The organism is Rhodococcus opacus B4 (assembly GCF_000010805.1).
Lineage (GTDB): Bacteria > Actinomycetota > Actinomycetes > Mycobacteriales > Mycobacteriaceae > Rhodococcus_F > Rhodococcus_F opacus_C.
Genome location: NC_012522.1, coordinates 1,731,313 through 1,754,932 on the forward strand (window position 1 = coordinate 1,731,313; position 23,620 = coordinate 1,754,932).

A 23,620-nucleotide genomic window follows, 5' to 3' on the forward strand; every position below is an offset into this window, starting at 1 on the left:
AGATCATGGCTGACTCCGTCGATCGCGCATCCGTGGACAGGGCGCGTGAGCGCATCACCGGCCTGATCCGCCGGACACCCACGTTCCGCACCACCGTGCCCACCGTCCACGGCGCCGTGCCGGTGATCTTCAAACTCGAGTTCCTGCAGTACGGCGGCTCGTTCAAGGTCCGGGGCAGCCTCAACGCGCTGCTGCACGCCGAGGAGGACGGGCGGCTCGACGACGCAGGCGTCGTCATCGCGTCCGGCGGCAACGCCGCCATCGGAGCGGCCTGGGCGTCGCGGCTCAGGGGTGTGAAGTGCACGGTGGTCGTCCCGGTCACGGCGCCGGACGTCAAGATCGACAAGCTGATCGCACTCGGCGCGGACGTGCGCAAGGTCGGCGACCGGTACGCCGAGGCGGCCGAGTATGCGAAGGAACTCGCCGCGTCGTCGAACGCCCTCGCCCTGCACGCCTACGATCTCCCCGACATCGTCGCCGGGGCCGGCACCATCGCACTCGAGATCCAGGACGACGTCGACGAGCCGCTGTCCTACGTGATCGCGGTCGGCGGCGGCGGACTGCTGTCCGGCGTCATCGCCGGCAGCGGCGAGGACGATGCCATCTTCGGCGTGGAGCCGAGCGGAGCGGCGACGCTGCACTCGGCGGTCGCCGCCCGGCAACCCGCGGACATCGACATCGACAGCATCGCCGGCGACTCCCTCGGCGCCACCAGGATCGGCTCCATCGCCTGGGAGACGGTCCGCGCGCGGCCCGTCTCCAGCCTGATCGTCGACGACGACGCCCTGATCGACGCCCGAACGCTGCTGTGGGAGGAATTCCGGATCGTCGTCGAACACGGCACCGCGGCCGCGCTCGCCGCGATCGTCACCGGCCAACTCCGCCCCACCGGCGACAAACCGCTCTGCGTGGTGCTGTGCGGCGCCAACACGTCGCTGACCAGCTACTGATCCGGCCGCCCGTCAGCTGCGCGGTTTCAGGCGGCTGTTCGGCAGTTCGGGGGCGGGCAGCGGATCGCCGTCGTAGCCCTCGACCGCGCCGAACCGGGGGTCGGCGGGCGCCGCGCCGCGGAGTTCGGACTGCCACTCGCGGCGGTAGCCGACGATGTCCTCGTGGCTGCGGCCGAGGAAGTTCCACCACATGATCACCTGCTCGCCGAGCGGCTCGCCGCCGAGCACCAGCAGCCGCGCCCGGGTTCCGCCCGTGTTGCGCAGCGCGACCAGCGACTCGCCGGGCGGCTGATAGCCCAGTTCCGCCCACCGCAGCGTGGTCCCGCGCAGCTGCACCTCGCCCTCGTCGACGAGCACCCCGACCTCGAATCCGCGCTCGATGTCGAGGGTGATGTCGGCACCCGGTTCCAGCAGGATCTCCGCACCGAGCAGCGGCGTGAACGTGCGCACCGGCGACGTGGAGCCCACCGTGCTTCCGAGGAACACTCGCACGGTCGCCCCGCCCCGGACGACCGGGTCGGGCGCGTACGTCTCGAAGGCCGGCTCCGCGTCCTGCGCCGACGCCGGCAACGCCACCCACAGCTGCGCGCCGTGCAGGATGCGCGTCTGCGGTGTCGAAACCTCGGAATGCGCGATCCCCCGCCCCGCGGTCATCAGGTTGACCTCACCGGGCCTCACCATCGCGTGCGAGCCGATGCTGTCGCGGTGCTCGATCTCGCCGGTGAACAGCCAGCTCACCGTCTGCAGTCCCGTGTGCGGGTGCGGCGGCACGTTCATCCCGCCCGTCTTCGCGACGTCGTCCGGACCGTAGTGGTCGGCGAAGCACCAGGCACCGATCAGCGATCGGTCGCGTTGCGGCAGGGTGCGCCGGACCGGCATCGCGCGGGGGCCTCCGAGCGGGACCTCGCGCGCGCCGAGCACCTGGATGCCGCCGCCGTCGGGGTGCGACTCGCACCGCTCTTCCACCGTGTTCGTCTCCAGATTGCTCACTGCTCCATCGTGCCTTTCGTCAGTCCTGTGCGCCGCGCAGTTTCGCGCAGAGTTCGCTGAGCGTGTCGAGTTCGTCCTCGGACAGTGCCGGCCCGACGTGCCGCCGGATGCTCGCCGCGTGCCTGCGTCCGACGGACTTCTGCACCCGCGCACCCTCCGCGGTCAGCACGACGACGGTCCCCCGGCGGTCGCCGGGATCGCCCTCCCTGGTGACGTACCCGGAGCCGGCCAGCCGCTCGACGAGCCTGCTCAGCGACGGCTGGCTGAGCAGGATCTCCCGATTCAAATCGTGCAGGCGCAATCTGCGCTCGGGTGCCCGGCCGAGGGTGAACAGCACGTCGTACTCGCGCATGCTCAGCTCGTCCCACACGTCGTCGGCTGCGAGGTTCCGCATCACCGCGACCTGCGCGCGGAACAGCGACTCCCACGCCGCGGCCGCCCGTTCGGTCCTACTGACGGGCGGCATCGACCGGCTCGCGATCGGACTTCATCGACGCGTGCGTCGGCGGGTTGTCCGGCACCCCGGCGGGCCTGCGGGCGGCGAACTCCTCGCGCAGCACGGGCACGACCTCGCCGCCGAGCAGGTCGAGCTGTTCGAGCACTGTCTTCAGGGGAAGTCCCGCGTGGTCGACGAGGAACAACTGCCGTTGGTAGTCGCCGAAGAAGTCGGCGAACGTCAGGGTTTTCTCGATCACCTGCTCCGGCGTGCCGACGGTCAGCGGGGTCTGATCGGTGAAGTCCTCGAGGCTCGGCCCGTGGCCGTAGACCGGGGCGTTGTCGAAGTAGGGCCGGAATTCGTCGACGGCGTCCTTGGCGTTGCGGCGCATGAACACCTGCCCGCCCAGACCGACGATCGCCTGATCCGCGCGGCCGTGACCGTAGTGCTCGTACCGCTCCCGGTAGAGGTTGATCAGGGCGATGTAGTGCTCCTTGGGCCAGAAGATGTTGTTGGCGAAGAAGCCGTCGCCGTGGAACGCCGCGATCTCGGCGATCTCGGGGCTGCGGATCGACCCGTGCCAGACGAACGGCGGGATGCCGTCGAGCGGCCGCGGCGTGGAGGTGAACCCCTGCAGCGGGGTGCGGAACTGCCCCTGCCAGTCCACGACGTCCTCGTCCCACAGCCGGCGCAGCAGCCGGTAGTGCTCGAGTGCCAGCGGGATGCCCTGCCGGATGTCCTGACCGAACCACGGATAGACGGGGGCCGTGTTTCCGCGGCCCATCATCAGATCCACCCGGCCGTCCGCGAGGTGCTGCAGCATCGCGTAGTCCTCGGCGATCTTCACCGGGTCGTTGGTGGTGATCAGCGTCGTGGACGTGGACAGGATGATCTTCTCGGTCTGGGCGGCGAGGTAGCCCAGCATGGTGGTGGGTGACGAAGGCACGAACGGCGGGTTGTGATGCTCGCCGGTGGCGAACACGTCGAGCCCGACGTCCTCGGCGTGCTTGGCGATGGTCGTCATCGCCTTGATGCGCTCGTGCTCGGTGGGGGTGCGGCCGGTGGTGGGATCTGCCGTGACGTCGCCGACGGTGAAGATTCCGAACTGCATAGCTGTTCCTCTCGCGTCAGAACTCCATGCATTTGCATGAACCTATTCCAACATTCAACCACTTCGGCCTATTCCGGAAACGGCCGAGGGCGGCAAGCGCAGTGCGCTTGCCGCCCTCGGCGACGTTCGGACCGGACGAACCCGATCAGTGCATCATGACCGTCGGGGCGCCTTCGGCCTCGAGGTGCGGGTTGACCGACTTCTTCCGCGGCAGCAGGAACGCCGGGATGAACGTCAACGCGATCAGCACGGCGGCGACCAGGAACGTGTTGCCGAATGCATCGGCGGCCTGACTCAGGACCTGGTCCACCATTCCGGGAGGCTCCTGCGCGGCGACCTCGGGCACGTGCTGCATCGCGACGGTCTGGCTGTCCAGACCACGATCGAGCAGCTGGTTGGTCAGCACCACCGACATGACGGCGGTACCGATCGAGCCCGCGGTCTGCTGGACGATGTTCATCAGGGTCGAACCACGCGCAACCTGATCGTTGGACAGCGTCACGATCGCCGCGGTCATCAGCGGCATCATCGTGCAGCCCATACCCATGCCCATCACGAACAGGGCACCCATCAGCAGCCACGTCGGCGAGTCCGACGCAACCTGGGTGAAGACGCCGATGCCGATCAGGATCAGCGGCAGACCCGTCAGCACGATCTTGCCGGGGCCCATCTTGTCGACCAGACGTCCGGCCACGGGCATCGTCAGCATCGCACCGATGCCCTGGGGAGCCATCAGCAGACCGGCCGCGAGCGTGGTGTGCCCGCCGACCTGGATGAAATAGCTCGGGAACAGCAGACCGGCACCCATGAACGCGACGATGAACAGCGAAGTCGTGATGACCGCGACCGACAGCTGCCGGTTCTTGAACAGGTGCAGGTCGATCAGCGGGTGGTCCTTACGCAGCGCGTGGAAGATGAACGCGACGATCAGGACCAGGCCGATCACACCGGGCACCAGCACGCGGGCCGAGGCGACGGTGCCCACCTCCGGAATGGACGACACACCGAACAGGAACAGTGCCAGACCCGGCGACAGCAGCAGCATGCCGAGGAAGTCGAAGGACTCGGACGGCGAGGCGTTGTCGGACGGCAGGATGACGAACGCGGCCGCCAGGGCGATGACGCCGATGGGCAGGTTGATCAGGAAGATCCAGTGCCAGCTCGCCGCCTCGATCAGCCAGCCACCGAGGATCGGGCCGCCGATGGGACCGAGCAGCATGGGGATACCGAGAACCGCCATGACCCGGCCGACGCGGTCGGGTCCTGCCGCCTTGGTCATGATCGTCATGCCGAGCGGCATCAGCATGCCGCCGCCGAGCCCCTGCAGGACGCGGAAGCCGATCAGCGACGTGATGTCCCACGCGAAACTGCACAGCACCGAGCCGAGGACGAACAGCACGAGGGCCGTCATGTAGAGGCGTTTGGTGCCGAAGCGGTCGGCCGCCCACCCGGTGACGGGGATGACCGTCGCCAGGGCGAGGGTGTACGCGGTCATCGTCCATGCGACGGTGGCGTAGGTGGTGTCGAACTCGGTGGCGAACGTCGGCAGCGCGACGCTGACGACGGTCACGTCGAGGATCGACATGATGGCACCGAGCACCACCACGGACGCGATCTTGAGGACCGTGCCGTCGAGCTTGTCGGGCGCCGCGTCCGCGGCGGTCGGCGATGTCATCCGAATATCTCCTGGTTGAGTTCTCGCAGGGACTCCCCCGCGAGGATCGGTTGTAGTGCCTCGATCAGCCGAGTCCGCTCACTCTCCGGAACCCGCCATGCGAACCGTCGCAACTGATCACGCTTGCATTCGATGTGCTGGTTCGTGACCTTATGTCCGGCCTCCGACAAGGAGACCCGCTTGACCCGCCGGTCGCGCTCGTCCTCCCGGCGAACGACCAGACCCAGCTTCACGAGTTGATCGACGTTTCGACCGGCCGCGGCAACCGAGAGCCGCAGCCGCTCGGCCACTTCGTTGATCGGAAGTGGCTCACCGTGCTGGCCGAGCGCGAAGAGCATCCGCACCTGCGAAAACGTGAGGTCCAGCTCGATGAGGTTGTCCATCGACTCCGACTCCCCCGCACTCAACAGTTGGGTGAAGAAGTCGTTGAGTAGTTCGAAGAGAAGGTCAGGAGAATTGTCGGACACCCTCGAATGCTAGCGCTCATGCAACTATTGCCCAATAGCAACTAAGGCGCAACCGAATTAATGGTGTCAGGTATCACACTCGCCGACGGTGATACCCGGCAACTCAACGAGCGAACAGCCGCTTCCGCCTGCGGGCGACGGTCACCATCTCGACCGTGTCGGTCATCTTCACGCGCGGACGGGCCGACCCTGCCGCACGTGCGGTCTCCGCCTTGTCGATGGCGCGCCACCCGGAGAAGCCGATCTGCTCGGGCCGGCGCCGCTCGACGAGCTTCTTCACGTCCTTGCGGGTGCCGACCGAACCGAGGAGTTTGCCGGCCTCGAAATCCGCGAGCAGCGCGGACACGGTCTCTTTCGCACACGCCTTGTTCGTGCCGATGACGCCGCTGGGACCGCGCTTGATCCACCCGGTGACGTACACCCGGTCGGTGACCCGGCCGTGCTCGTTGGGGATCACGCCGCGCTTGTCGTCGAAGGCGACGCCGCCGACGGGATTGCCGCGGTACCCGATGGAGCGCAGCACGAGCGAGGCGTCCAGCGAACCCTCCTCGCCGCAGGCCCGGGCGGACAGCGCGCCCGATTCGTCGGCCACGAGTTCGTTGCGCCCGTAGCGCAGAGCCTCGGCCTTGCCGGTACCGGTGACCTCGATCGGAGACGTCAGGTAGCGGAACACGATGCGCTTGGAACCGGGGCGGGGCGCGCGCTGCGCGAACTCCCGCGCCAGCCGGACCTTCATCGCGACGGCAGGATCGTCGAGCAGCGCCGCGCTGGCCGGGTCGAGGTCCAGGTCCGCGTCGTCGATGACGACGTCCACGTTCTCGAGGTCGCCGAGCGCCAGGAACTCGGGGTTGCTGTAGGCGGCCTGCGCCGGCCCGCGGCGGCCGAGGAGCACGACCTCCTCGATGTTGCTGCGCCGCAGCGCGGCGAGGGCGTGATCGGCGATGTCCGTCCGCTCCAGCTCCTCGACGTTCATCGTGAGGATGCGGGCCACGTCGAGCGCGACGTTGCCGTTGCCGACGATCACCGCCCGCTTCGCGGACAGGTCGAACGTGCGCCCCGCGTAGTCCGGATGGCCGTTGTACCAGGCCACGAACTCCGTGGCGGCGTGCACGCCGGGGAGGTCCTCGCCCGGGATTCCCAGCCGCCGGTCGCTCGACGCCCCGACCGCGTAGATGACGGCGTGGTGATTCTCCAGCAGTTCGTCGTGGGTGATGTGCGTGCCGACCTCGACGTTGAGGTGGAACTCGAAGTTCGGCCGGTCGAGACTCCATTCGAACATCCGGGTCACCTCCTTGGAGCCGGGATGGTCGGGCGCGACACCGGCGCGGACGAGCCCCCACGGGGTCGGCAGCTTCTCGAACATCTCGACCTCGACGTCCGAACGTTCGAGCAGTTCACCGGCGGCGTAGCAGGCGGCCGGGCCGGCGCCGACGACGGCGACCCGGAGCTTGCCGAGGTCGCGGCGCGGCGGCGTCGCGGGCGTGAGGGGGATCCATCCGGTCGGCATGGGGTTGGTCGTGTAGTACTCGGCGTTGATGTCCTTGTAGCGGGCGAGAGAGCCGACGAGCTTGTCCTCGGGGAAGATCGCGTCGACCGGGCAGGCATCGACGCAGGCCCCGCAGTCGATGCAGGTTTCCGGGTCGATGTGCAGCATCTCGGTCTGCGCGAACTCCCGCTCCTCCGGTGTCGGATGAATGCAGTTCACGGGGCATGCGGAGACGCAGCTCGCGTCGTTGCAGCACGCCTGGGTGATGACATATGCCATTGCGGTTTCCTCACACCTGTCCGGACCATCGACTTCTTTGTGTTACACGTAGTAACAGTTATATGAACTCTACTGAGAATCGCGTCCGCAAACAAGCACCGGCGCCCGGATGGGAGAATCAGGGCCCGTCCACGAGCGAAGGAACCGCATCTTGGCACTCGACCGACCCCTCGCCGCTCCGCCCTCACGCGGCCGCTTCTTCGAGACGTCCTGGCCGGTCCGCACCGGCGACATCGACGCCGCCAAACGACTCCGCCTCGACGGCATCGCGCGCTATCTGCAGGACGCCGGTCTGGACAACCTCGACGCGGTCGACGCCGCCGACAGCCACCCGCTGTGGATCGTCCGGCGCACCGTCATCGACGTCCTGCGGCCCGCGGTGTGGCCCGAACGCGTGCACCTCCGCCGCTGGTGCTCGGCACTGTCGACCCGCTGGACGAACATGCGCGTCCAGATCCGGGGCGAAGCGGGCGCGCTGATCGAGACCGAAGGGTTCTGGATCCACATCAGCGGCGAGACGGGCATGCCCACCCGCATCGACGACGGGTTCATCGAACGCCTCGGGGAGTCCGCGGAGGAGCACCGGCTGAAGTGGAAGCGGTGGCTCGTCGAGAACGCGCCCGCCGCCGACGAGGACGGGATCGAGGACAGCGAGTTCGTCCTGCGCCGCACCGACATCGACCCCTTCGACCACGTCAACAACGCGGTCTACTGGCAGGCGGTCGAGGAACTGCTCGCCGACCACGAGCATCCCGGCGGCGGACGGCTCGTCGACAATCCCCACCGCGCGGTGCTCGAATACCTCGCGCCCATCGTGTCGACCGACAAGATCGTCCTGCGCAGCCGCCGCGACGACACGTCGCTGACCGTCTGGTTCCTGGTCGACGACGCGCTGCGGGCGGTGGCCCACGTAGGGCCGCTCACCGCCTGATCACACCATCTGCTGGGTGCCGATCACCCGCAGCAGGTCGAGCTTGGCCCGCGCATCGGAGCCCGGCTGCGGCATGTACACGAGCAGGTGCTGATATGCGCCCTGCGTCAGCAGCGTCTCGCAGACGAGGTCGATGCGCCCGACCTCGTCGTGGAGAACGCTCTTCGTGTCGGATCGGCGGACGGCCACGTCGTGCCGGTCCCAGAGCGCCGTGAACTCGGTGCTCGTCTCGTACAGCCGGGCGACGAGTTCGGTGACGTCGGCGTCGCCCGCACGCCGGGCGGCAGTCGCCCGCAGATCCGCGACGTGCTGTCCGGAGAGGCGATCGTGATCGTCCGCGGGGAACAGGCTGCGCTCGGCGGGGTGCGCGAACCACCGCCACGTGATGTACCGGTCGAGTCCCGCATACCGGGTCGCGTCGCCGAACAGGATCACGTGCATCCGGTTCTGGACCAGCACTTCCCCGAGGTCCGAGATGACGCAGCCGGGGGTGTCGTCGAGTTTGTCGAGCAGGTGCAGCAGCCCCGGGCCGACGTGCTTGTTGCCCGCGGCCCGCATCGGCGGCACCTGCCCGGACAGCAGATACAGGTGATCGCGCTGATCGTCGGTCAGCCGCAGAGCCCGCGCCATCGACGCCAGGACCTGCGTCGACGGGTGCGGACCGCGAGCCTGCTCGAGCCGCGTGTAGTAATCGGTGGACATTCCCGCCAGCAGCGCCACCTCGTCGCGCCGCAGCCCCGGCGTCCGCCGCCGCACACCCGGTGCCAAGCCGACGTCCGCAGGCACCAGCTGTTCCCTGCGACGGCGGAGGAAGTCGGCCAGCTCGGAGCGATCCATGAATCCACTGTGCCGGACCGGCCGAGGCGCTGCCAGGGATCGCCGGTCCCCCGATGAACGGTCTCTGGTTGCCGCTCCCGGCGACGGCGACGCTGGTGACGGTCAGCAACACACCGATCATCGGAGCAGAACATGATCAGCACCACCGCACTCGGAACCACAGGTCCGACCGTCGGTCGCCTCGGCCTCGGCGCCATGGGAATGTCCGGGATGTACGGCAGTTCCGACGACGTGGAGTCCGTCGCCACCATCCACGCGGCCCTCGACGCCGGGATCGATCTCGTCGACACCGGCGACTTCTACGGATCGGGCCACAACGAATCCCTGATCGGCAAGGCCCTCACCGGTCGCAGGCGTGAGGACGTGATCCTCAGCGTCAAGTTCGGCGGGCTGCGCGGCCCCGGCGGCACGTGGGGCGGAGTCGACACGAGGCCCGAATCGATCCGGAACTTCCTCGCGTACTCGCTGCAGCGGCTCGGCGTCGACCACATCGACATCTACCGTCCCGCCCGACTCGACCCCGATGTGCCGATCGAGGACACCGTCGGCACCATCGGCGAACTCGTCGACGCCGGCTACGTCCGCCACATCGGCCTGTCCGAGCTGGGTCCCGAGACGCTCCGCCGAGCGGCGGCGGTGCACCCGATCGCGGACCTGCAGATCGAGTACTCGCTCCTCTCCCGGGGCATGGAGGCCGAGATCCTGCCCCTGTGCCGGGAACTCGGGATCGGCGTCACGGCGTACGGCGTGCTCTCCCGGGGTCTGCTCAGCGATTCGCTGCGCACCGGTCAGGCTCTCGGGGCCGACGACTTCCGCGCGCACAGCCCCCGGTTCCAGGGTGCCAACCTCCGGCAGAACCTCACCCTCGTCGATTCGCTCGCCGCCGTCGCCGCGCAGCACGGGGTGAGCGCCGCGCAGCTGGCGATCGCGTGGGTTCTCGCCCAGGGCGAGGACATCGTGCCGGTGGTCGGAGCGCGCACCGTAGCCCGGCTCGCGGAGACGCTCGGCGCGCTCGACGTCCGCCTCGGGGCCGCCGACCTCGCGGCGATCGCCGCGGCGGTCCCCGACACCGCTGTCGCCGGGCAGCGCTACGCGCCCGCGCAGATGGCCCAGCTCGACAGTGAACGCACCGCCGTGGGGAGCTAACGTCTAGCCATGGCCTCGCACAGCCCGTCGCGGAATCGCACGCTGATCCTCATGCGCCACGGCAAGTCCGCGTACCCGGAGGGGGTCGCGGATCACGAACGGCCGCTGGCGCCGCGTGGGCGCACGCAGGCGGGCCTGGCCGGCGAGTGGCTGCGGTCCACTCAGCCGGCGATCGACGCGGTGCTGTGCTCGACGTCGCGGCGAACCCGGGAAACGCTGGAGGCCACCCGGGTCGCCGCTCCCACCCGGTTCGCCGAGGAACTCTACGGCGCGTACCCGTCGGAAGTGCTGATGGAGATCGTGCGGGTCGAGCCGTCGGTGCGTACCCTGCTGGTGGTCGGGCACGCCCCCGGCATGCCGTCCACGGCGCTGGATCTGGCGGGCAACCCCGACACCGGAGACGCCGACCTCATGCGGGAGAAGTTCCCGACATCGGCGCTCGCCGTCCTCACGGTGCCGTGCGACTGGGACGAACTCACCTCGAGCGCGGCGTCACTCGCCACGTTCCACGTTCCGCGGTAACGGCCTCAGAACAGCTTGCGGCCGACGACGGCAACGACACCCAGGATCAGGACCAGCACCAGCGCGGACCAGAATCCGAACAGCCACCACACCACACCGAAGACGACCAGCGCCGGCGCGACGGTGATGAGTGCGATCGTCGGGCTTTCCCGCACGACTTCGAGTGCCGACTCGGCCTTCACGCGATCGATCTTCTTCTCGGACATGTCGTCTCCGTTCAGCGAACCACGCATATCGGACAGGTGTGGTCGAGGATAGTCGCGCCGCCGGTGGTCAGCTTCCGGGGAACGTCACGACGTCGAGGTACAGCGGCATCTCGTCGGAACGCGATCCGGTCTGCACCCCCGCTTCGTCGACGACCGGGGCGCCGGCGGTCGCAGCGGCCTCGAGGCTCTCCCCCGTCACCCGGGCGTCGAGGTCGAAGTTCTCGAACTCGAACGGAATGCCGTTCGACGCCAGGAAGTCCGGCCCGTCCATCACGTGGAAGTGCAGATGCGGCGCGTCGGTGTTGCCGCTGTTGCCCAGCAAACCGATCTGTTCGCCGGCCCGCAGGTTCTGGCCGACGCTGATGTTGTCCACGCTGCCGGGCTGCAGGTGCGCGTAGAACGCGAACCGGCCGTCTCCGATGGCCTGGACGACGTGGTTTCCGCCGTACTGGTCGAGCGGCAGTCCCTGTGGACTGGCCCCCGGAACCTGTTCGGACAGATCGCCCACGACGGCGATGATCTCGCCGTCCGACACGGCGCGGACCGGTGCGCCGTAGTACTCGTAGCTCGACAGCTGGGTTCGGTCGCCGGTGTAGATGCGACCCTGATCGTCGAGCTGGACGAAATCGATCGCGAAACGCTCGGCCGCGAGCATCCGGCCGTTGATCGGGAGCACGGCGGCGCGGTGGGAGGTGACCGTGCAGCAGCCGGTGCCGTCGAGCCAGCGCGGACCGTCGAGGGGTGAGCGGATCCGGACGGCGTCGCGGGTGTCGACGTCCGTGTCCGCGACGTTCTCGGCGAGTTGCTTCGGCACGAGCGACGTCGCCTGCGGGAAGTCGACGTTCACGACGTGGTCGAGGCTGCGCGGAACGTCGTCGGGACCGTCGAGGGTCGCGTCGATCCACACCAGCCCCTGCTGTCCGGGGGCGAGGACGGTGCCGACCTTCGGACCGCCGCCCAGGGCCTGGAACCACGGGGTCAGCGCCTCGCCGCTCAGGTCCACCAGCGTGCGGTCGTCACCCTTCACCTGCAGCGACGTGATCGTCGCCGGCTGCGAACCGGTGTTCGTCAGCCGCAGTTCATAGGCCAGGTGCACGCGGCCGTCGCTGCCCGTCACCGGGATCGGTGCGGCCACCACGTCCGCGACCACCGGAGTGATCACCGTCGGGGTGCCGGACGAGGACGGCGCCGCAGACGACGTCGCCTCGCTCTGCTGGGTGTCCGAGGCCGTGCAGGAGGTCGCGACTCCCACGACGGCGGCGAGTACGAGCGCGACGGCGAACCTCGACCGGGCCATCATTCGACGCTAGCAACGGCGAACATCCGGCGACAAGACTCGAAACGGAGGACGGCGTCGAAACGGATGAAGGCCCCACCCCCGAAGAGAGAGGGGTGGGGCCTTCGTCCGTTGGTGAGTGCTCAGCGAGTCCTGGGACTCGTCAACCACTCACAGGCGCGGAGCGCCTACCGGTAATCGTTGCTGAAACCGTAATCGTCCAGCGGCACCGCGGCACCGGTGTTCCGGCCGAAGCCGTCCGGGCTGTAGTACTGGTCGTCGTACGACGGAACCGCGTACGCGGCAGCGCGGGCCTCTTCGGTCGGCTGAACCTGGATGTTGCGGTAACGGTTGATACCGGTACCGGCAGGGATCAGCTTTCCGATGATCACGTTTTCCTTCAGACCGATCAGCTTGTCGCTGCGGCAGTTGATCGCCGCATCGGTCAGCACGCGAGTGGTCTCCTGGAACGACGCCGCAGACAGCCACGAGTCGGTCGCCAGCGATGCCTTGGTGATACCCATCAGCACCGGACGTCCGGCTGCCGGCTCGCCACCCTCGGCGACGACCCGGCGGTTGGCCGCCTCGAAGTCGGCACGCTCGGTCAGCGAACCGGGCAGGAACTCCGTCGCACCCGAGTCGATGATCGTGACGCGACGCAGCATCTGGCGCACGATGACCTCGATGTGCTTGTCGTGGATCGACACACCCTGGCTCCGGTACACCTCCTGGACCTCGTTGACGAGGTGGATCTGCACCTGACGGGGGCCCATGACACGCAGCACCTCATGCGGATCGGCAGCACCTTCCATGAGCTGCTGACCGACCTCGACGTGGTCACCGTCGGCCAGCAGGCGTTCGGTGCCGTCGTCGTGCTTGAAGACACGCAGACGCTGACGCTTCGAGAGCTTGTCGTAGACAACCTCTTCGCCACCGTCGTCCGGGACGATGGTGATCTTGTAGAAGCGGTCGCCGTCCTCGAGCTGCACACGGCCGCTGACGTCGGCGATCGGGGCCTTGCCCTTGGGGACGCGGGCCTCGAACAGCTCCTGAACACGCGGCAGACCACCGGTGATGTCGTCTCCGGCGACACCACCCTGGTGGAAGGTACGCATGGTCAGCTGGGTACCGGGCTCACCGATGGACTGCGCGGCGACGATACCGACGGCCTCACCGATGTCGACGAGCTTGCCGGTGGCCATGGAACGGCCGTAGCAGGTGGCGCAGACGCCGGTGCCGGTGGTGCAGGTGAGCACCGAACGGACCTTGACCTGCGTGATGCCCGCTTCGAGCAGCGCGTCGATGGCCGGGTCGCCCAGGTCGTGTCCACGCTCGACGATGACGTTGCCGTTCTCGTCGACCGCGTCGGCGGCCAGGGTGCGGGCGTACGTGCTCGTCTCCACGTGGGCGTCGCGGATCATCGATCCGTCGGCCTGCTTCTCGGCGATCGTGGTGACGATGCCGCGCTCGGTTCCACAGTCGACCTCGCGGACGATGACGTCCTGCGAGACGTCCACCAGACGACGGGTCAGGTAACCCGAGTCGGCGGTGCGGAGCGCGGTGTCGGCCAGACCCTTACGGGCACCGTGCGTGTTGATGAAGTACTCGAGAACGGTCAGGCCTTCCTTGAAGGAAGACTTGATCGGACGCGGGATGAACTCACCCTTCGGGTTGGTCACCAGACCCTTCATGCCGGCGAGCGAGCGAACCTGAGTCATGTTGCCGGCGGCGCCGGACTTCACGATCATCGGGATCGGGTTGTCGTCGGGGAAGTGGGCCTCCATGGCCTTACCGACCTCGTCGGTGGCCTCGGACCAGATCTTGACCAGGGCGCTGTTGCGCTCGGTCTTGTTCAGAGCACCACGCTGGTACTTCTTCTCGATCTGATCGGCCTGAGCCTCGAAGGACTCCATGATCTGAGCCTTCTCCGGCGGCACGAGGACGTCGGAGATCGAGACCGTGACACCCGAACGCGTGGCCCAGTAGAAGCCGGCGTCCTTCAGCTTGTCGACGGTCTGCGCGACCACGATCATGGGGTAGCGCTCGGCGAGATCGTTGATGATCGTCGCCTGGCGCTTCTTCGGCATCTGCTCGTTGACGAACGGGTAGTCCGCGGGAAGCAGCTCGTTGAAGAGCACGCGACCCAGCGTCGTCTCCGCCGTCCAGCCGTCGCCGTAGTTCCAGCCCTCGGGGAACAGCTCCGCCTCGATGTCACGGGGCGGGCGCTGCTGCGTGAGCCGCACCTTGATCTTCGCCTGCACGACGAGCGCACCGCGATCGACGGCCATCTGAGCCTCGGCCGGCGAGGAGTACACGCCCTGCTCCGACTCTTCGTTCGTCGACGCCGCGAGCTCGCCGGTGGCACCCTCGTCCAACCGGGTCAGGTGGTACAGACCGGTGACCATGTCCAGACGGGGCATGGCGAGCGGTCGACCCGACGCGGGCGACAGGATGTTGTTCGACGACAGCATCAGGATGCGCGCCTCGGCCTGGGCCTCCGCGGACAGCGGAAGGTGCACGGCCATCTGGTCACCGTCGAAGTCGGCGTTGAAGGCCTCACACACGAGCGGGTGGAGCTGAATGGCCTTGCCCTCGACCAGCTGCGGCTCGAAGGCCTGGATGCCCAGGCGGTGCAGCGTCGGTGCACGGTTCAGCAGCACGGGGTGCTCGGCGATGACCTCTTCGAGGACGTCCCACACCTGTGCGCGCTGACGTTCCACCATGCGCTTGGCGGACTTGATGTTCTGCGCGTGGTTCAGGTCGACCAGACGCTTCATCACGAACGGCTTGAACAGCTCGAGAGCCATCAGCTTCGGCAGACCGCACTGGTGCAGCTTGAGCTGCGGGCCGACGACGATGACGGAACGACCCGAGTAGTCGACGCGCTTACCGAGCAGGTTCTGACGGAAACGACCCTGCTTGCCCTTGAGCAGGTCGCTCAGGGACTTCAGCGGGCGGTTGCCGGGACCCGTGACGGGACGGCCGCGACGGCCGTTGTCGAACAGCGCGTCCACGGACTCCTGCAGCATCCGCTTCTCGTTGTTGACGATGATCTCGGGGGCACCGAGGTCGATCAGTCGCTTGAGGCGGTTGTTGCGGTTGATGACGCGGCGGTACAGGTCGTTCAGGTCGGAGGTGGCGAAGCGGCCACCGTCGAGCTGAACCATCGGACGCAGCTCCGGCGGGATCACCGGGACTGCGTTGAGAACCATGCCCATGGGCGAGTTCTGGTTGGCCTGGAAGGCGGCGACGACCTTGAGACGCTTCAGCGCGCGGAGCTTCTTCTGCCCCTTGCCGCTGCGGATGGTCTCGCGGAGGTTCTCGGCCTCGGCGTCGATGTCGAAGCTCTCCATGAGCTTCTGGATCGACTCGGCACCCATCGCGCCCGTGAAGTACTCGCCGTAGCGGTCGACGAGCTCGCGGTACAGCAGTTCGTCGACGATGAGCTGCTTGACGCTGAGCTTGGTGAACGTGGTCCAGATCTCGTCGAGACGATCCAGCTCGCGCTGCGCGCGGTCACGGAGCTGACGCATCTCGCGCTCGCCGCCGTCCTTGACCTTGCGGCGGACGTCGGACTTGGCGCCCTCCGCCTCCAGCTCGGCGATGTCGGCTTCGAGCTTCTGTGCGCGGGCCTCGAGGTCGGCATCGCGCTGATCGGCGACGGTCTTCTTCTCGACCTGCATCTCGGCTTCCAGCGTGGACAGCTCGTTGTGACGCAGTTCCTCGTCGACACCGACGATGACGTACGCGGCGAAGTAGATGATCTTCTCGAGATCCTTCGGCGCCAGGTCGAGCAGGTAGCCGAGACGGCTGGGCACGCCCTTGAAGTACCAGATGTGGGTGACCGGGGCAGCCAGTTCGATGTGGCCCATGCGCTCACGGCGAACCTTGGCGCGGGTCACCTCGACGCCGCAGCGCTCACAGATGATGCCCTTGAAGCGGACACGCTTGTACTTACCGCAGTAGCACTCCCAGTCCCGGGTGGGGCCGAAGATCTTCTCGCAGAAGAGGCCGTCCTTCTCGGGCTTGAGCGTGCGGTAGTTGATGGTCTCCGGCTTCTTGACCTCGCCGTAGGACCAATTGCGGATGTCCTCTGCACTGGCGAGGCCAATGCGGAGTTCATCGAAGAAGTTGACGTCGAGCACGTAACTTCCTTTCCCCAGAGGGATTGTGGATGGCGGTCACCCGCCGATTCCTGACTGCCAATTCAAATGTGAACTACGCCCCCGGGTCACGGATTTCCGTGACCCGGGGACCGAAAACTAGTTCGCGAGGTCGTCGACCGTCGCCGCCTCGTTCCGGGACAGGTTGATGCCCAGGTTCGCTGCGGCCCGCTCCAGGTCCTCGTCGTCGCCGTCCGCCATCGCGATGGCCGCGCCGTCCGAGGACAGCACCTCCACGTTGAGGCAGAGCGACTGGAGCTCCTTCAGGAGCACCTTGAACGACTCGGGGATACCCGGCTCGGGGATGTTCTCGCCCTTGACGATGGCCTCGTACACCTTGACTCGACCCACCACGTCGTCCGACTTGATGGTGAGCAGCTCCTGCAGCGTGTATGCCGCGCCGTAGGCCTGCATCGCCCAGCACTCCATCTCACCGAATCGCTGGCCACCGAACTGGGCCTTACCGCCGAGCGGCTGCTGGGTGATCATCGAGTACGGCCCGGTCGAGCGAGCGTGGATCTTGTCGTCGACCAGGTGGTGCAGCTTGATGATGTACATGTAGCCGACCGAGACCGGGTACGGGAACGGCTCGCCGGAACGGCCGTCGAACAACGTGGCCTTTCCGTCGGACGCGACCATGACCTCGCCGTCGCGGTTCGGCAGCGTCGAACCGAGGAGACCGGTGAGCTCGTCTTCCTTGGCGCCGTCGAACACGGGGGTGGCGATGTTGGAGTCGGAAGGTGCCGACAGCATCTCCTCCGGCAGCTGCTCCGCCCAATCGGGCCGCGAGCCGTCGCCGGCGATCTGAACGTTCCAGCCGGTCTTGCCGATCCACCCGAGGTGGGTCTCCAAGATCTGACCGATGTTCATACGACGCGGAACACCGTGGGTGTTCAGGATGATGTCGATCGGCGTGCCGTCGGGCAGGAACGGCATGTCCTCCTGCGGGAGGATCTTGCCGATGACGCCCTTGTTGCCGTGGCGGCCGGCGAGCTTGTCGCCGTCCTGGATCTTGCGCTTCTGTGCCACGTAGACGCGGACCAGCTCGTTGACACCGGGGGGCAGATCGTCGTCGTCGTCGCGCGAGAACACGCGGATGCCGATGACCTTGCCGGTCTCACCGTGGGGAACCTTCAGCGACGTATCGCGAACCTCGCGCGCCTTCTCACCGAAGATGGCGCGCAGCAGGCGCTCCTCGGGGGTCAGCTCGGTCTCGCCCTTCGGCGTGACCTTTCCGACCAGCACGTCGCCGTCACGAACCTCGGCACCGATACGGATGATGCCGCGCTCGTCGAGGTCGGCGAGGACCTCGTCGGAGACGTTCGGGATGTCGCGAGTGATCTCCTCGGCACCGAGCTTGGTGTCGCGGGCATCGATCTCGTGCTCCTCGATGTGGATCGAGGTGAGGACGTCCTCTTCCACGAGGCGCTGCGACAGGATGATCGCGTCCTCGTAGTTGTGGCCTTCCCACGGCATGATCGCGACGAGCAGGTTCTTGCCGAGCGCCATCTCACCGTTCTCGGTGCAGGGGCCGTCGGCGAGGACCTGTCCGGACTCGACACGCTGTCCCTCGTCCACGATCGGACGCTGGTTGGCGCAGGTGCCCTGGTTCGAGCGCGCGAACTTGCGCATCCGGTAGGTCTTGCGGCTGCCGTCGTCGGCCATGACCGTGACGTAGTCGGCGGAGACCTCTTCGACGACACCGGTCTTCTCGGTGACGATGACGTCGCCCGCGTCTACGGCGGCACGCAACTCCATGCCGGTACCGACCAGCGGGGCCTCGCTGCGAACGAGCGGCACCGCCTGACGCTGCATGTTCGCGCCCATCAGGGCACGGTTGGCGTCGTCGTGCTCGAGGAACGGGATCATCGCGGTCGCGACGGACACCATCTGCCGCGGCGAGACGTCCATGTAGTCGATCTCGGCGGACGAGACGAACTCGACCTCGCCGCCCTTACGACGGACCAGAATGCGATCGTCGGTGAAGTGACCGTTGGCGTCGACGGCCGAGTTGGCCTGTGCGACGACGTGACGGTCCTCTTCGTCCGCGGTCAGGTAGTCGACCTGGTCGGTGACCTGGCCGCCCTCGACCTTGCGGTACGGCGTCTCGATGAAACCGAACGGGTTGACCCGTGCGTACACCGACAGCGAACCGATCAGACCGATGTTCGGACCTTCGGGGGTCTCGATCGGGCACATGCGGCCGTAGTGCGACGGGTGAACGTCTCGCACCTCGAGGCCGGCACGCTCACGGGACAGACCACCCGGGCCGAGGGCGGACAGACGACGCTTGTGCGTCAGCCCCGACAGCGGGTTGTTCTGGTCCATGAACTGCGACAGCTGGGACGTTCCGAAGAACTCCTTGATCGCAGCCACGACGGGCCGGATGTTGATCAGCGTCTGCGGCGTGATCGCCTCGACGTCCTGGGTGGTCATGCGCTCACGAACCACGCGCTCCATGCGGGACAGGCCCACGCGGATCTGGTTCTGGATGAGCTCACCGACGGTGCGCAGGCGACGGTTGCCGAAGTGGTCGATGTCGTCGACCTCGACGGGCACCGCGACGCCGCCGGGGGCGGTCATCTCGGTGTCACCGGCGTGCAGGCGCACCAGGTACTCGATGGTGGCGACGATGTCTTCCTCGGTGAGGGTCGACGCGACGATCGGTTGCCCGGTGTTCAGGCCCAGCTTCTTGTTGATCTTGTAGCGGCCCACGCGAGCCAGGTCGTAGCGCTTGTCCTTGAAGAACAGGTTCTCCAGGAGCGTCTGGGCGCTCTCCTTGGTCGGCGGCTCGCCCGGACGCAGCTTGCGGTAGATGTCGAGCAGCGCCTCGTCGGTGCCTGCGGTGTTGTCCTTCTCGAGGGTCGCCATGAGGATCTCCGAGAAGCCGAAGCGCTCGGCGATCTGCTCGGTGGTCCAGCCGAGAGCCTTCAGCAGCACGGTGACGGGCTGGCGGCGCTTGCGGTCGATGCGGACGCCGACCGTGTCGCGCTTGTCCACGTCGAACTCGAGCCATGCACCACGACCCGGGATGACCTTGACGCTGTGCAGGTCCTTCTCGGTGCCCTTGTCCACGGAGTGGTCGAAGTAGACGCCGGGGGAACGCACCAGCTGCGAGACCACGACACGCTCGGTGCCGTTGATGATGAACGTGCCCTTGTCGGTCATCATCGGGAAGTCGCCCATGAAGACCGTCTGGCTCTTGATCTCACCGGTGTTGTTGTTGATGAACTCCGCGGTGACGAACAACGGCGCCGCGTAGGTCATGTCCTTGTCTTTGCACTCGTCCGTCGAGGCCTTCACCTCGTCGAAGCGCGGGTCCGAGAAGGACAGAGACATCGAGCCCGAGAAATCCTCGATCGGGGAAAGCTCCGCGAGAATGTCCTCGAGACCGCCGGAGATTGCGCTGTCGCCACGAGCGGCGGCGCGTTCGCGCCAGCTCTGCGCACCGATCAACCACTCGAACGAATCGGTTTGTAGATCAAGAAGCCCGGGAACTTCGAGGGGTTCGCGAATCTTTGCGAACGAAACCCTCTTCGGGGCTCCGGGGATTCCGGAAACTGCCTTGGTCTGGCTAGAGACTGCCAAGATGCGTCCTTCCAGCACCTCACGCGGGCCGCTCTTGCTGTTGCGACCGCCGCTGTATCTGCTTCGAATTTCGCTGGTCACAACCCGAACGAAACTCGTCACAGTTGCTGAAGAGTGAATCACTTCGCAGCGGTACGGACGAGAGGTGGACAGGAGGCAGCCAGCGCAACGTCCAAAAGTACACCCAAACTCAGTAGATGTCGAGTCGGGCACCCGAAACAGCACCCAGCCGGGCGCTCGGCCACGCGTCACTGCGCATGTTCACGCATCAGAGTGACGCGTGATCATCGCGGCGTCAAGAGTCTGAGGGCGTGTCGTGTCGTTTCACGAGGCCCGCGGCCCGTTCCCCGCACCCCTTTCCCGCCGCCGACGGGCGGTGAACAATATGCCCACGCGATCGGAAGTCGATTTCTCGAGGGAAGCAGAGCCGTGACGCGCTGGAGTTCGTTCGTCGTCGCCCGACCGAAGCTGGTTCTCGCCGCCACGGTGCTGCTGGTGCTGCTCGGCGGGGCGTGGGGTTCCGGGGTGTTCGACCGGCTCAGCCTCGGCGGGTACACCGACCCGGGCAGCGAGTCCGCGCGTGTCGAGCATCTGATCGAGGAGGCGTTCGGCAGGCAGACCCCCGATCTCGCGGTCACCTACCACGCTCGTCCGGGTTCGACGATCGACGATCTCGGCCCCGAGGTGGCCGGCCACCTCGCGCGGATCGACCCCGGTGTGCTCGCAGGCACTCCCCTGTCGTACTGGTCCGCGCCGCCTCAGGCAAAGGAGTTCCTGCGGTCCACCGACGGCACCGAGGGACTCGTGGTGCTGTCGCTGAGCGGCGACGAGAACACCCGGATCTCCGCCTACCACGACCTCCGGCCGCTGCTGGTCATCGACGGCACGGACGCGGAGTTCAGCGGTTTCAGCGCCGCCGCGAACGCCTACAACGAGGTGTCCGAGAGCGACCTTCTGCGGGCCGAGGCGGTGTCGTTCCCGATCCTGCTGCTCCTGCTCCTCGTCATCTTCGGCGGCCTCGTCGGCGCGGCCGTACCGCTGTGCGTCGGCGGTCTCGCGATCCTCGGCGCACTCGGCGCCCTGCGGATGATCTCCTACTTCACCGAGGTCAGCGCATTCTCGGTGAACATCGCAAGTCTCGTCGGGCTGGGCATGTCGGTCGACTACGGACTGTTCGTGGTGACCCGGTTCCGTGAGGAACTGCGGTCCGGCGCCGCCACCGACGACGCCGTCCGCCGGACGCTCGCCACCGCAGGCCGGACCGTGGGGTTCTCCGCCCTCCTCCTGGTGTGCGGGTTCGTGGGCATGCTCGTGTTTCCCCAGGCCATCGTCCGGTCCTTCGCCTACGGGGGCATGGCGGCCATCGCGATCGCGGCAGTGCTGACGCTGTCGGCACTGCCCGCCGCCCTCGCACTGCTCGGGCCGCGCATCAACTCGCTGACGTGGCGACGGGGAGTGGTCGAACGCGGCGAGGACCGGGCGCACCGGTTCTGGGGCGGCGTCGCCGAGCGGGTGATGCGGCGGCCCGTTCCGATCGCGACGGCGATCGTCGCGGGGCTGCTCGTGCTCGCCGCGCCCCTGGCAGGCGCGTCGCTGGGTGATCTCGATCACACGGGACTGCCGGCGGGACACCCACTCCGGGTCGCCGTCGACGATCTCGCCGCAGATTTTCCGCTCGCCAACAACGGAGCCACGCTGGTGCTGCAGGGCAGCGACGGCAAGGCGCCGCCGCCGGCGGCCACGGCGCAGTTCTTCGCAGCGACCGCTGCGGTCGACGGCGTCCAGCGGGTGGTCCCGGTCGGCGCCACCGGCACGTTCGTCGCCATCCGGGCCGTCTTCGACGACGCGGACCGGACCGCGGGGGCGATGGCGACCGCCGCCGCCCTGCGCGACCTCCCCACCCCGGCAGGCACCGAGAAGATGCTGGGCGGGCTCAACGCCCTCACCGCCGACGGACTCGACGCGATGGGCGCCCGGTTGCCGTGGATGATCGGGATCATGGTGGCCGTCACCTTCGTGCTGATGCTGCTCGCATTCCGGTCCGTGGTGCTACCCCTGAAGGCGATCGCCATGGCCACCCTCAGCCTCGCCGCCTCGTTCGGTGTGCTCACGTGGATCTTCGAGGACGGTCACGGCGCAGAATTCCTCGGCGTGACGCCGGGGCCCCTGCCCGCGACGATGGTGGTCCTCATCATCGCGGTGGTGTTCGGGCTCTCCACCGACTACGAGATCTTCCTGATGTCGCGGATGGTCGAGGCCCACGACGCGGGCGCCTCGACCGAGGAGGCCGTGCGGATCGGCACGGCGCACACCGGACGCATCGTGACGGCGGCCGCCGCGCTGCTGATCGTCGTCACCGGAGCGTTCACGCTCTCGGAACTGACGATGATGCGGTTCATCGGCCTCGGCATGATCGTCGCGCTGATCATCGACGCCACCGTCATCCGCATGATGCTGGTGCCCGCGCTGGTCAAGTTGATGGGCGAGGCCAATTGGTGGGCGCCTGGATTCCTGGCGCGGAAGGCGCCGAGTTCACAGGCATCCGAAGGCCCGAAACCGTCACCGCAGCAAGAGATTCCCGCCCAACCGTGAAGCCTGCCTCACGACTCCCATTCCGGCTCAATTCTTTTCGAGCGCCGATTCAGCCCTCACTGTCGGAAATGTCGGAGAGCACCCATTTGCCGTCGATCTTCTCCATCTTGATCGACAGCGGTGTGGCGGCACTGCCCTGAGCGACGGCGTCACCGGTGGCGCTGACGTTCATGTGCGCCAGAAGCTCGGCACGGTCACCGTCGAGCACCGTGACCCCGATGTCCGTGACGGAGGCCTGGGTGGCCGTCTTCGTCTGGATCGCAGCTTGTTTGGTGGTGTCGGCGGTCGAGTCGAACTCTTCCCGCTTGGCGTCGTTCAAGTAGCCGCGCGCCTTGTCGAAGTCCTGATCGATGGTCTCGTAGCTGTAGGTGTACAGCGTCTCGATCGCCTCGGTGCCCGCCTTCGTCACCTCGGCGGTCGCTGCCGCGTCGACCCACGCGGTGTTCGTGATGTCCGCCCCGGGTTTGAACGCCGCGACGACCGCGAACACACCGAGCACCACCGCGACCGCTCCGAGGATCCCGACGAGCTTCCAGGTGATGCGACCGGTCCCGCTGCCTGCGTCGGTCGGGCTCGCGTCGACGGCGGGGGCCTGCTTGCCGATGCGCGGTTGAAGGTTGGGAACCTTCGCCTTCCCCGCCGGCGCGGCCTTCCCCGCCGACGCAGTCTTGGCCGGGGACACGGTCTTGGCCAGCGACACGGCCTCCGCCGCGTCGGACTTCTCCACGTCGGGAGCCTTCGTCACCTCGGGAGCCTTCGTCACCTCGGGAGCCTTCGTCACCTCGGAAGGCTTCGGCGCCTCGGGAGCCTTCGTCACTTCGGGAGCCTTCGGCGTTGTCTGACGGGTCCCCGCCACGCGCGGACGCCTGCCCTTTGCAGCGCTGTCCGGCACGTTGTTTCGGCGCTTGGGGGGCATAGTTCACCACTTTCTCATTGCACGACGAGCTATTTTCGACGTGGACGCC

17 protein-coding genes are annotated in these 23,620 nt (G+C 67.4%); 5 read left to right on the top strand and 12 right to left on the bottom strand.

All coding sequences use genetic code 11. The features are described 5' to 3' along the window. The first annotated feature begins 5 nt into the window (after positions 1-5). Positions 6-950: a serine/threonine dehydratase gene (locus tag ROP_RS08055; protein WP_012688841.1), complete on the top strand. Its 945-nt coding sequence runs from the start codon at positions 6-8 to the stop codon at positions 948-950. Positions 951-962: 12 nt separating this feature from the next. On the opposite strand, the gene ROP_RS08060 is transcribed toward ROP_RS08055, so the two are convergent. The 6 genes from ROP_RS08060 to ROP_RS08085 all read right to left on the bottom strand — a co-directional run bounded on the left by ROP_RS08060 (position 963) and on the right by ROP_RS08085 (position 7,394). Further along, positions 963-1,940 (bottom strand): pirin family protein, encoded by a 978-nt coding sequence (locus ROP_RS08060; RefSeq protein WP_012688842.1) that lies wholly within the window; start codon positions 1,938-1,940, stop codon positions 963-965. 19 nt (positions 1,941-1,959) lie between these two features. Beyond that, positions 1,960-2,406 (bottom strand): MarR family winged helix-turn-helix transcriptional regulator, encoded by a 447-nt coding sequence (locus ROP_RS08065; RefSeq protein ID WP_012688843.1) that lies wholly within the window; start codon positions 2,404-2,406, stop codon positions 1,960-1,962. Further along, a complete protein-coding gene (locus ROP_RS08070; protein WP_012688844.1) occupies positions 2,390-3,487 on the bottom strand; it encodes an LLM class flavin-dependent oxidoreductase in 1,098 nt (365 codons plus the stop codon). The genes ROP_RS08065 and ROP_RS08070 overlap by 17 nt, the downstream gene beginning before the upstream one ends. A 145-nt stretch (positions 3,488-3,632) precedes the next feature. Next, the gene (locus ROP_RS08075) at positions 3,633-5,162 is read right to left on the bottom strand and encodes a DHA2 family efflux MFS transporter permease subunit (RefSeq protein ID WP_012688845.1); all 1,530 of its coding nucleotides are present in this window, start codon (positions 5,160-5,162) and stop codon (positions 3,633-3,635) included. Then, complete coding sequence (locus ROP_RS08080) at positions 5,159-5,629, bottom strand: MarR family winged helix-turn-helix transcriptional regulator (RefSeq protein ID WP_012688846.1); 471 nt, start codon at positions 5,627-5,629, stop codon at positions 5,159-5,161. Before ROP_RS08080 ends, ROP_RS08075 begins: the two co-directional genes overlap by 4 nt. 103 nt (positions 5,630-5,732) lie before the next feature. Continuing rightward, entirely contained in the window at positions 5,733-7,394 is a 1,662-nt protein-coding gene (locus ROP_RS08085; RefSeq protein ID WP_012688847.1) for an FAD-dependent oxidoreductase, read from the bottom strand. Positions 7,395-7,545: 151 nt separating this feature from the next. On the opposite strand from ROP_RS08085, the gene ROP_RS08090 reads away from it, so the two are divergent. Continuing rightward, a complete protein-coding gene (locus ROP_RS08090) occupies positions 7,546-8,325 on the top strand; it encodes an acyl-[acyl-carrier-protein] thioesterase (RefSeq protein ID WP_012688848.1) in 780 nt (259 codons plus the stop codon). Here ROP_RS08090 and ROP_RS08095 read toward each other — a convergent pair whose 3' ends face one another. Beyond that, the gene (locus tag ROP_RS08095; protein WP_012688849.1) at positions 8,326-9,162 is read right to left on the bottom strand and encodes a helix-turn-helix transcriptional regulator; all 837 of its coding nucleotides are present in this window, start codon (positions 9,160-9,162) and stop codon (positions 8,326-8,328) included. It lies immediately after the preceding gene. A gap of 132 nt (positions 9,163-9,294) precedes the next feature. On the opposite strand from ROP_RS08095, the gene ROP_RS08100 reads away from it, so the two are divergent. Both ROP_RS08100 and ROP_RS08105 read left to right on the top strand, forming a co-directional pair. Continuing rightward, positions 9,295-10,308, top strand: a complete 1,014-nt coding sequence (locus ROP_RS08100; RefSeq protein ID WP_012688850.1) for an aldo/keto reductase — start codon at positions 9,295-9,297, stop codon at positions 10,306-10,308. A gap of 9 nt (positions 10,309-10,317) precedes the next feature. Further along, positions 10,318-10,830: a SixA phosphatase family protein gene (locus ROP_RS08105; RefSeq protein WP_012688851.1), complete on the top strand. Its 513-nt coding sequence runs from the start codon at positions 10,318-10,320 to the stop codon at positions 10,828-10,830. Between the two features lie 5 nt (positions 10,831-10,835). Here the strand turns inward: ROP_RS08105 and ROP_RS08110 are convergent, their stop codons facing one another. From ROP_RS08110 to ROP_RS08125, 4 genes are all read right to left on the bottom strand, one after another. Then, the gene (locus ROP_RS08110; protein WP_043826362.1) at positions 10,836-11,036 is read right to left on the bottom strand and encodes a hypothetical protein; all 201 of its coding nucleotides are present in this window, start codon (positions 11,034-11,036) and stop codon (positions 10,836-10,838) included. 67 nt (positions 11,037-11,103) lie between these two features. After that, complete coding sequence (locus ROP_RS08115; protein ID WP_012688853.1) at positions 11,104-12,336, bottom strand: M23 family metallopeptidase; 1,233 nt, start codon at positions 12,334-12,336, stop codon at positions 11,104-11,106. 164 nt (positions 12,337-12,500) lie between these two features. After that, positions 12,501-16,457 (bottom strand): DNA-directed RNA polymerase subunit beta', encoded by a 3,957-nt coding sequence (locus tag ROP_RS08120; RefSeq protein ID WP_012688854.1) that lies wholly within the window; start codon positions 16,455-16,457, stop codon positions 12,501-12,503. Between the two features lie 117 nt (positions 16,458-16,574). Then, on the bottom strand, positions 16,575-20,081 hold the full coding sequence (locus tag ROP_RS08125; protein ID WP_012688855.1) for a DNA-directed RNA polymerase subunit beta: 3,507 nt from the start codon (positions 20,079-20,081) through the stop codon (positions 16,575-16,577). Between the two features lie 411 nt (positions 20,082-20,492). Between ROP_RS08125 and ROP_RS08130 the strand changes: the two genes are divergently transcribed. Beyond that, positions 20,493-22,655: an MMPL family transporter gene (locus ROP_RS08130; RefSeq protein WP_012688856.1), complete on the top strand. Its 2,163-nt coding sequence runs from the start codon at positions 20,493-20,495 to the stop codon at positions 22,653-22,655. A gap of 49 nt (positions 22,656-22,704) precedes the next feature. Here the strand turns inward: ROP_RS08130 and ROP_RS08135 are convergent, their stop codons facing one another. Next, positions 22,705-23,571, bottom strand: coding sequence for a hypothetical protein (locus ROP_RS08135; RefSeq protein WP_043824404.1), 867 nt, complete (start codon positions 23,569-23,571; stop codon positions 22,705-22,707). Positions 23,572-23,620: the final 49 nt, after the last annotated feature.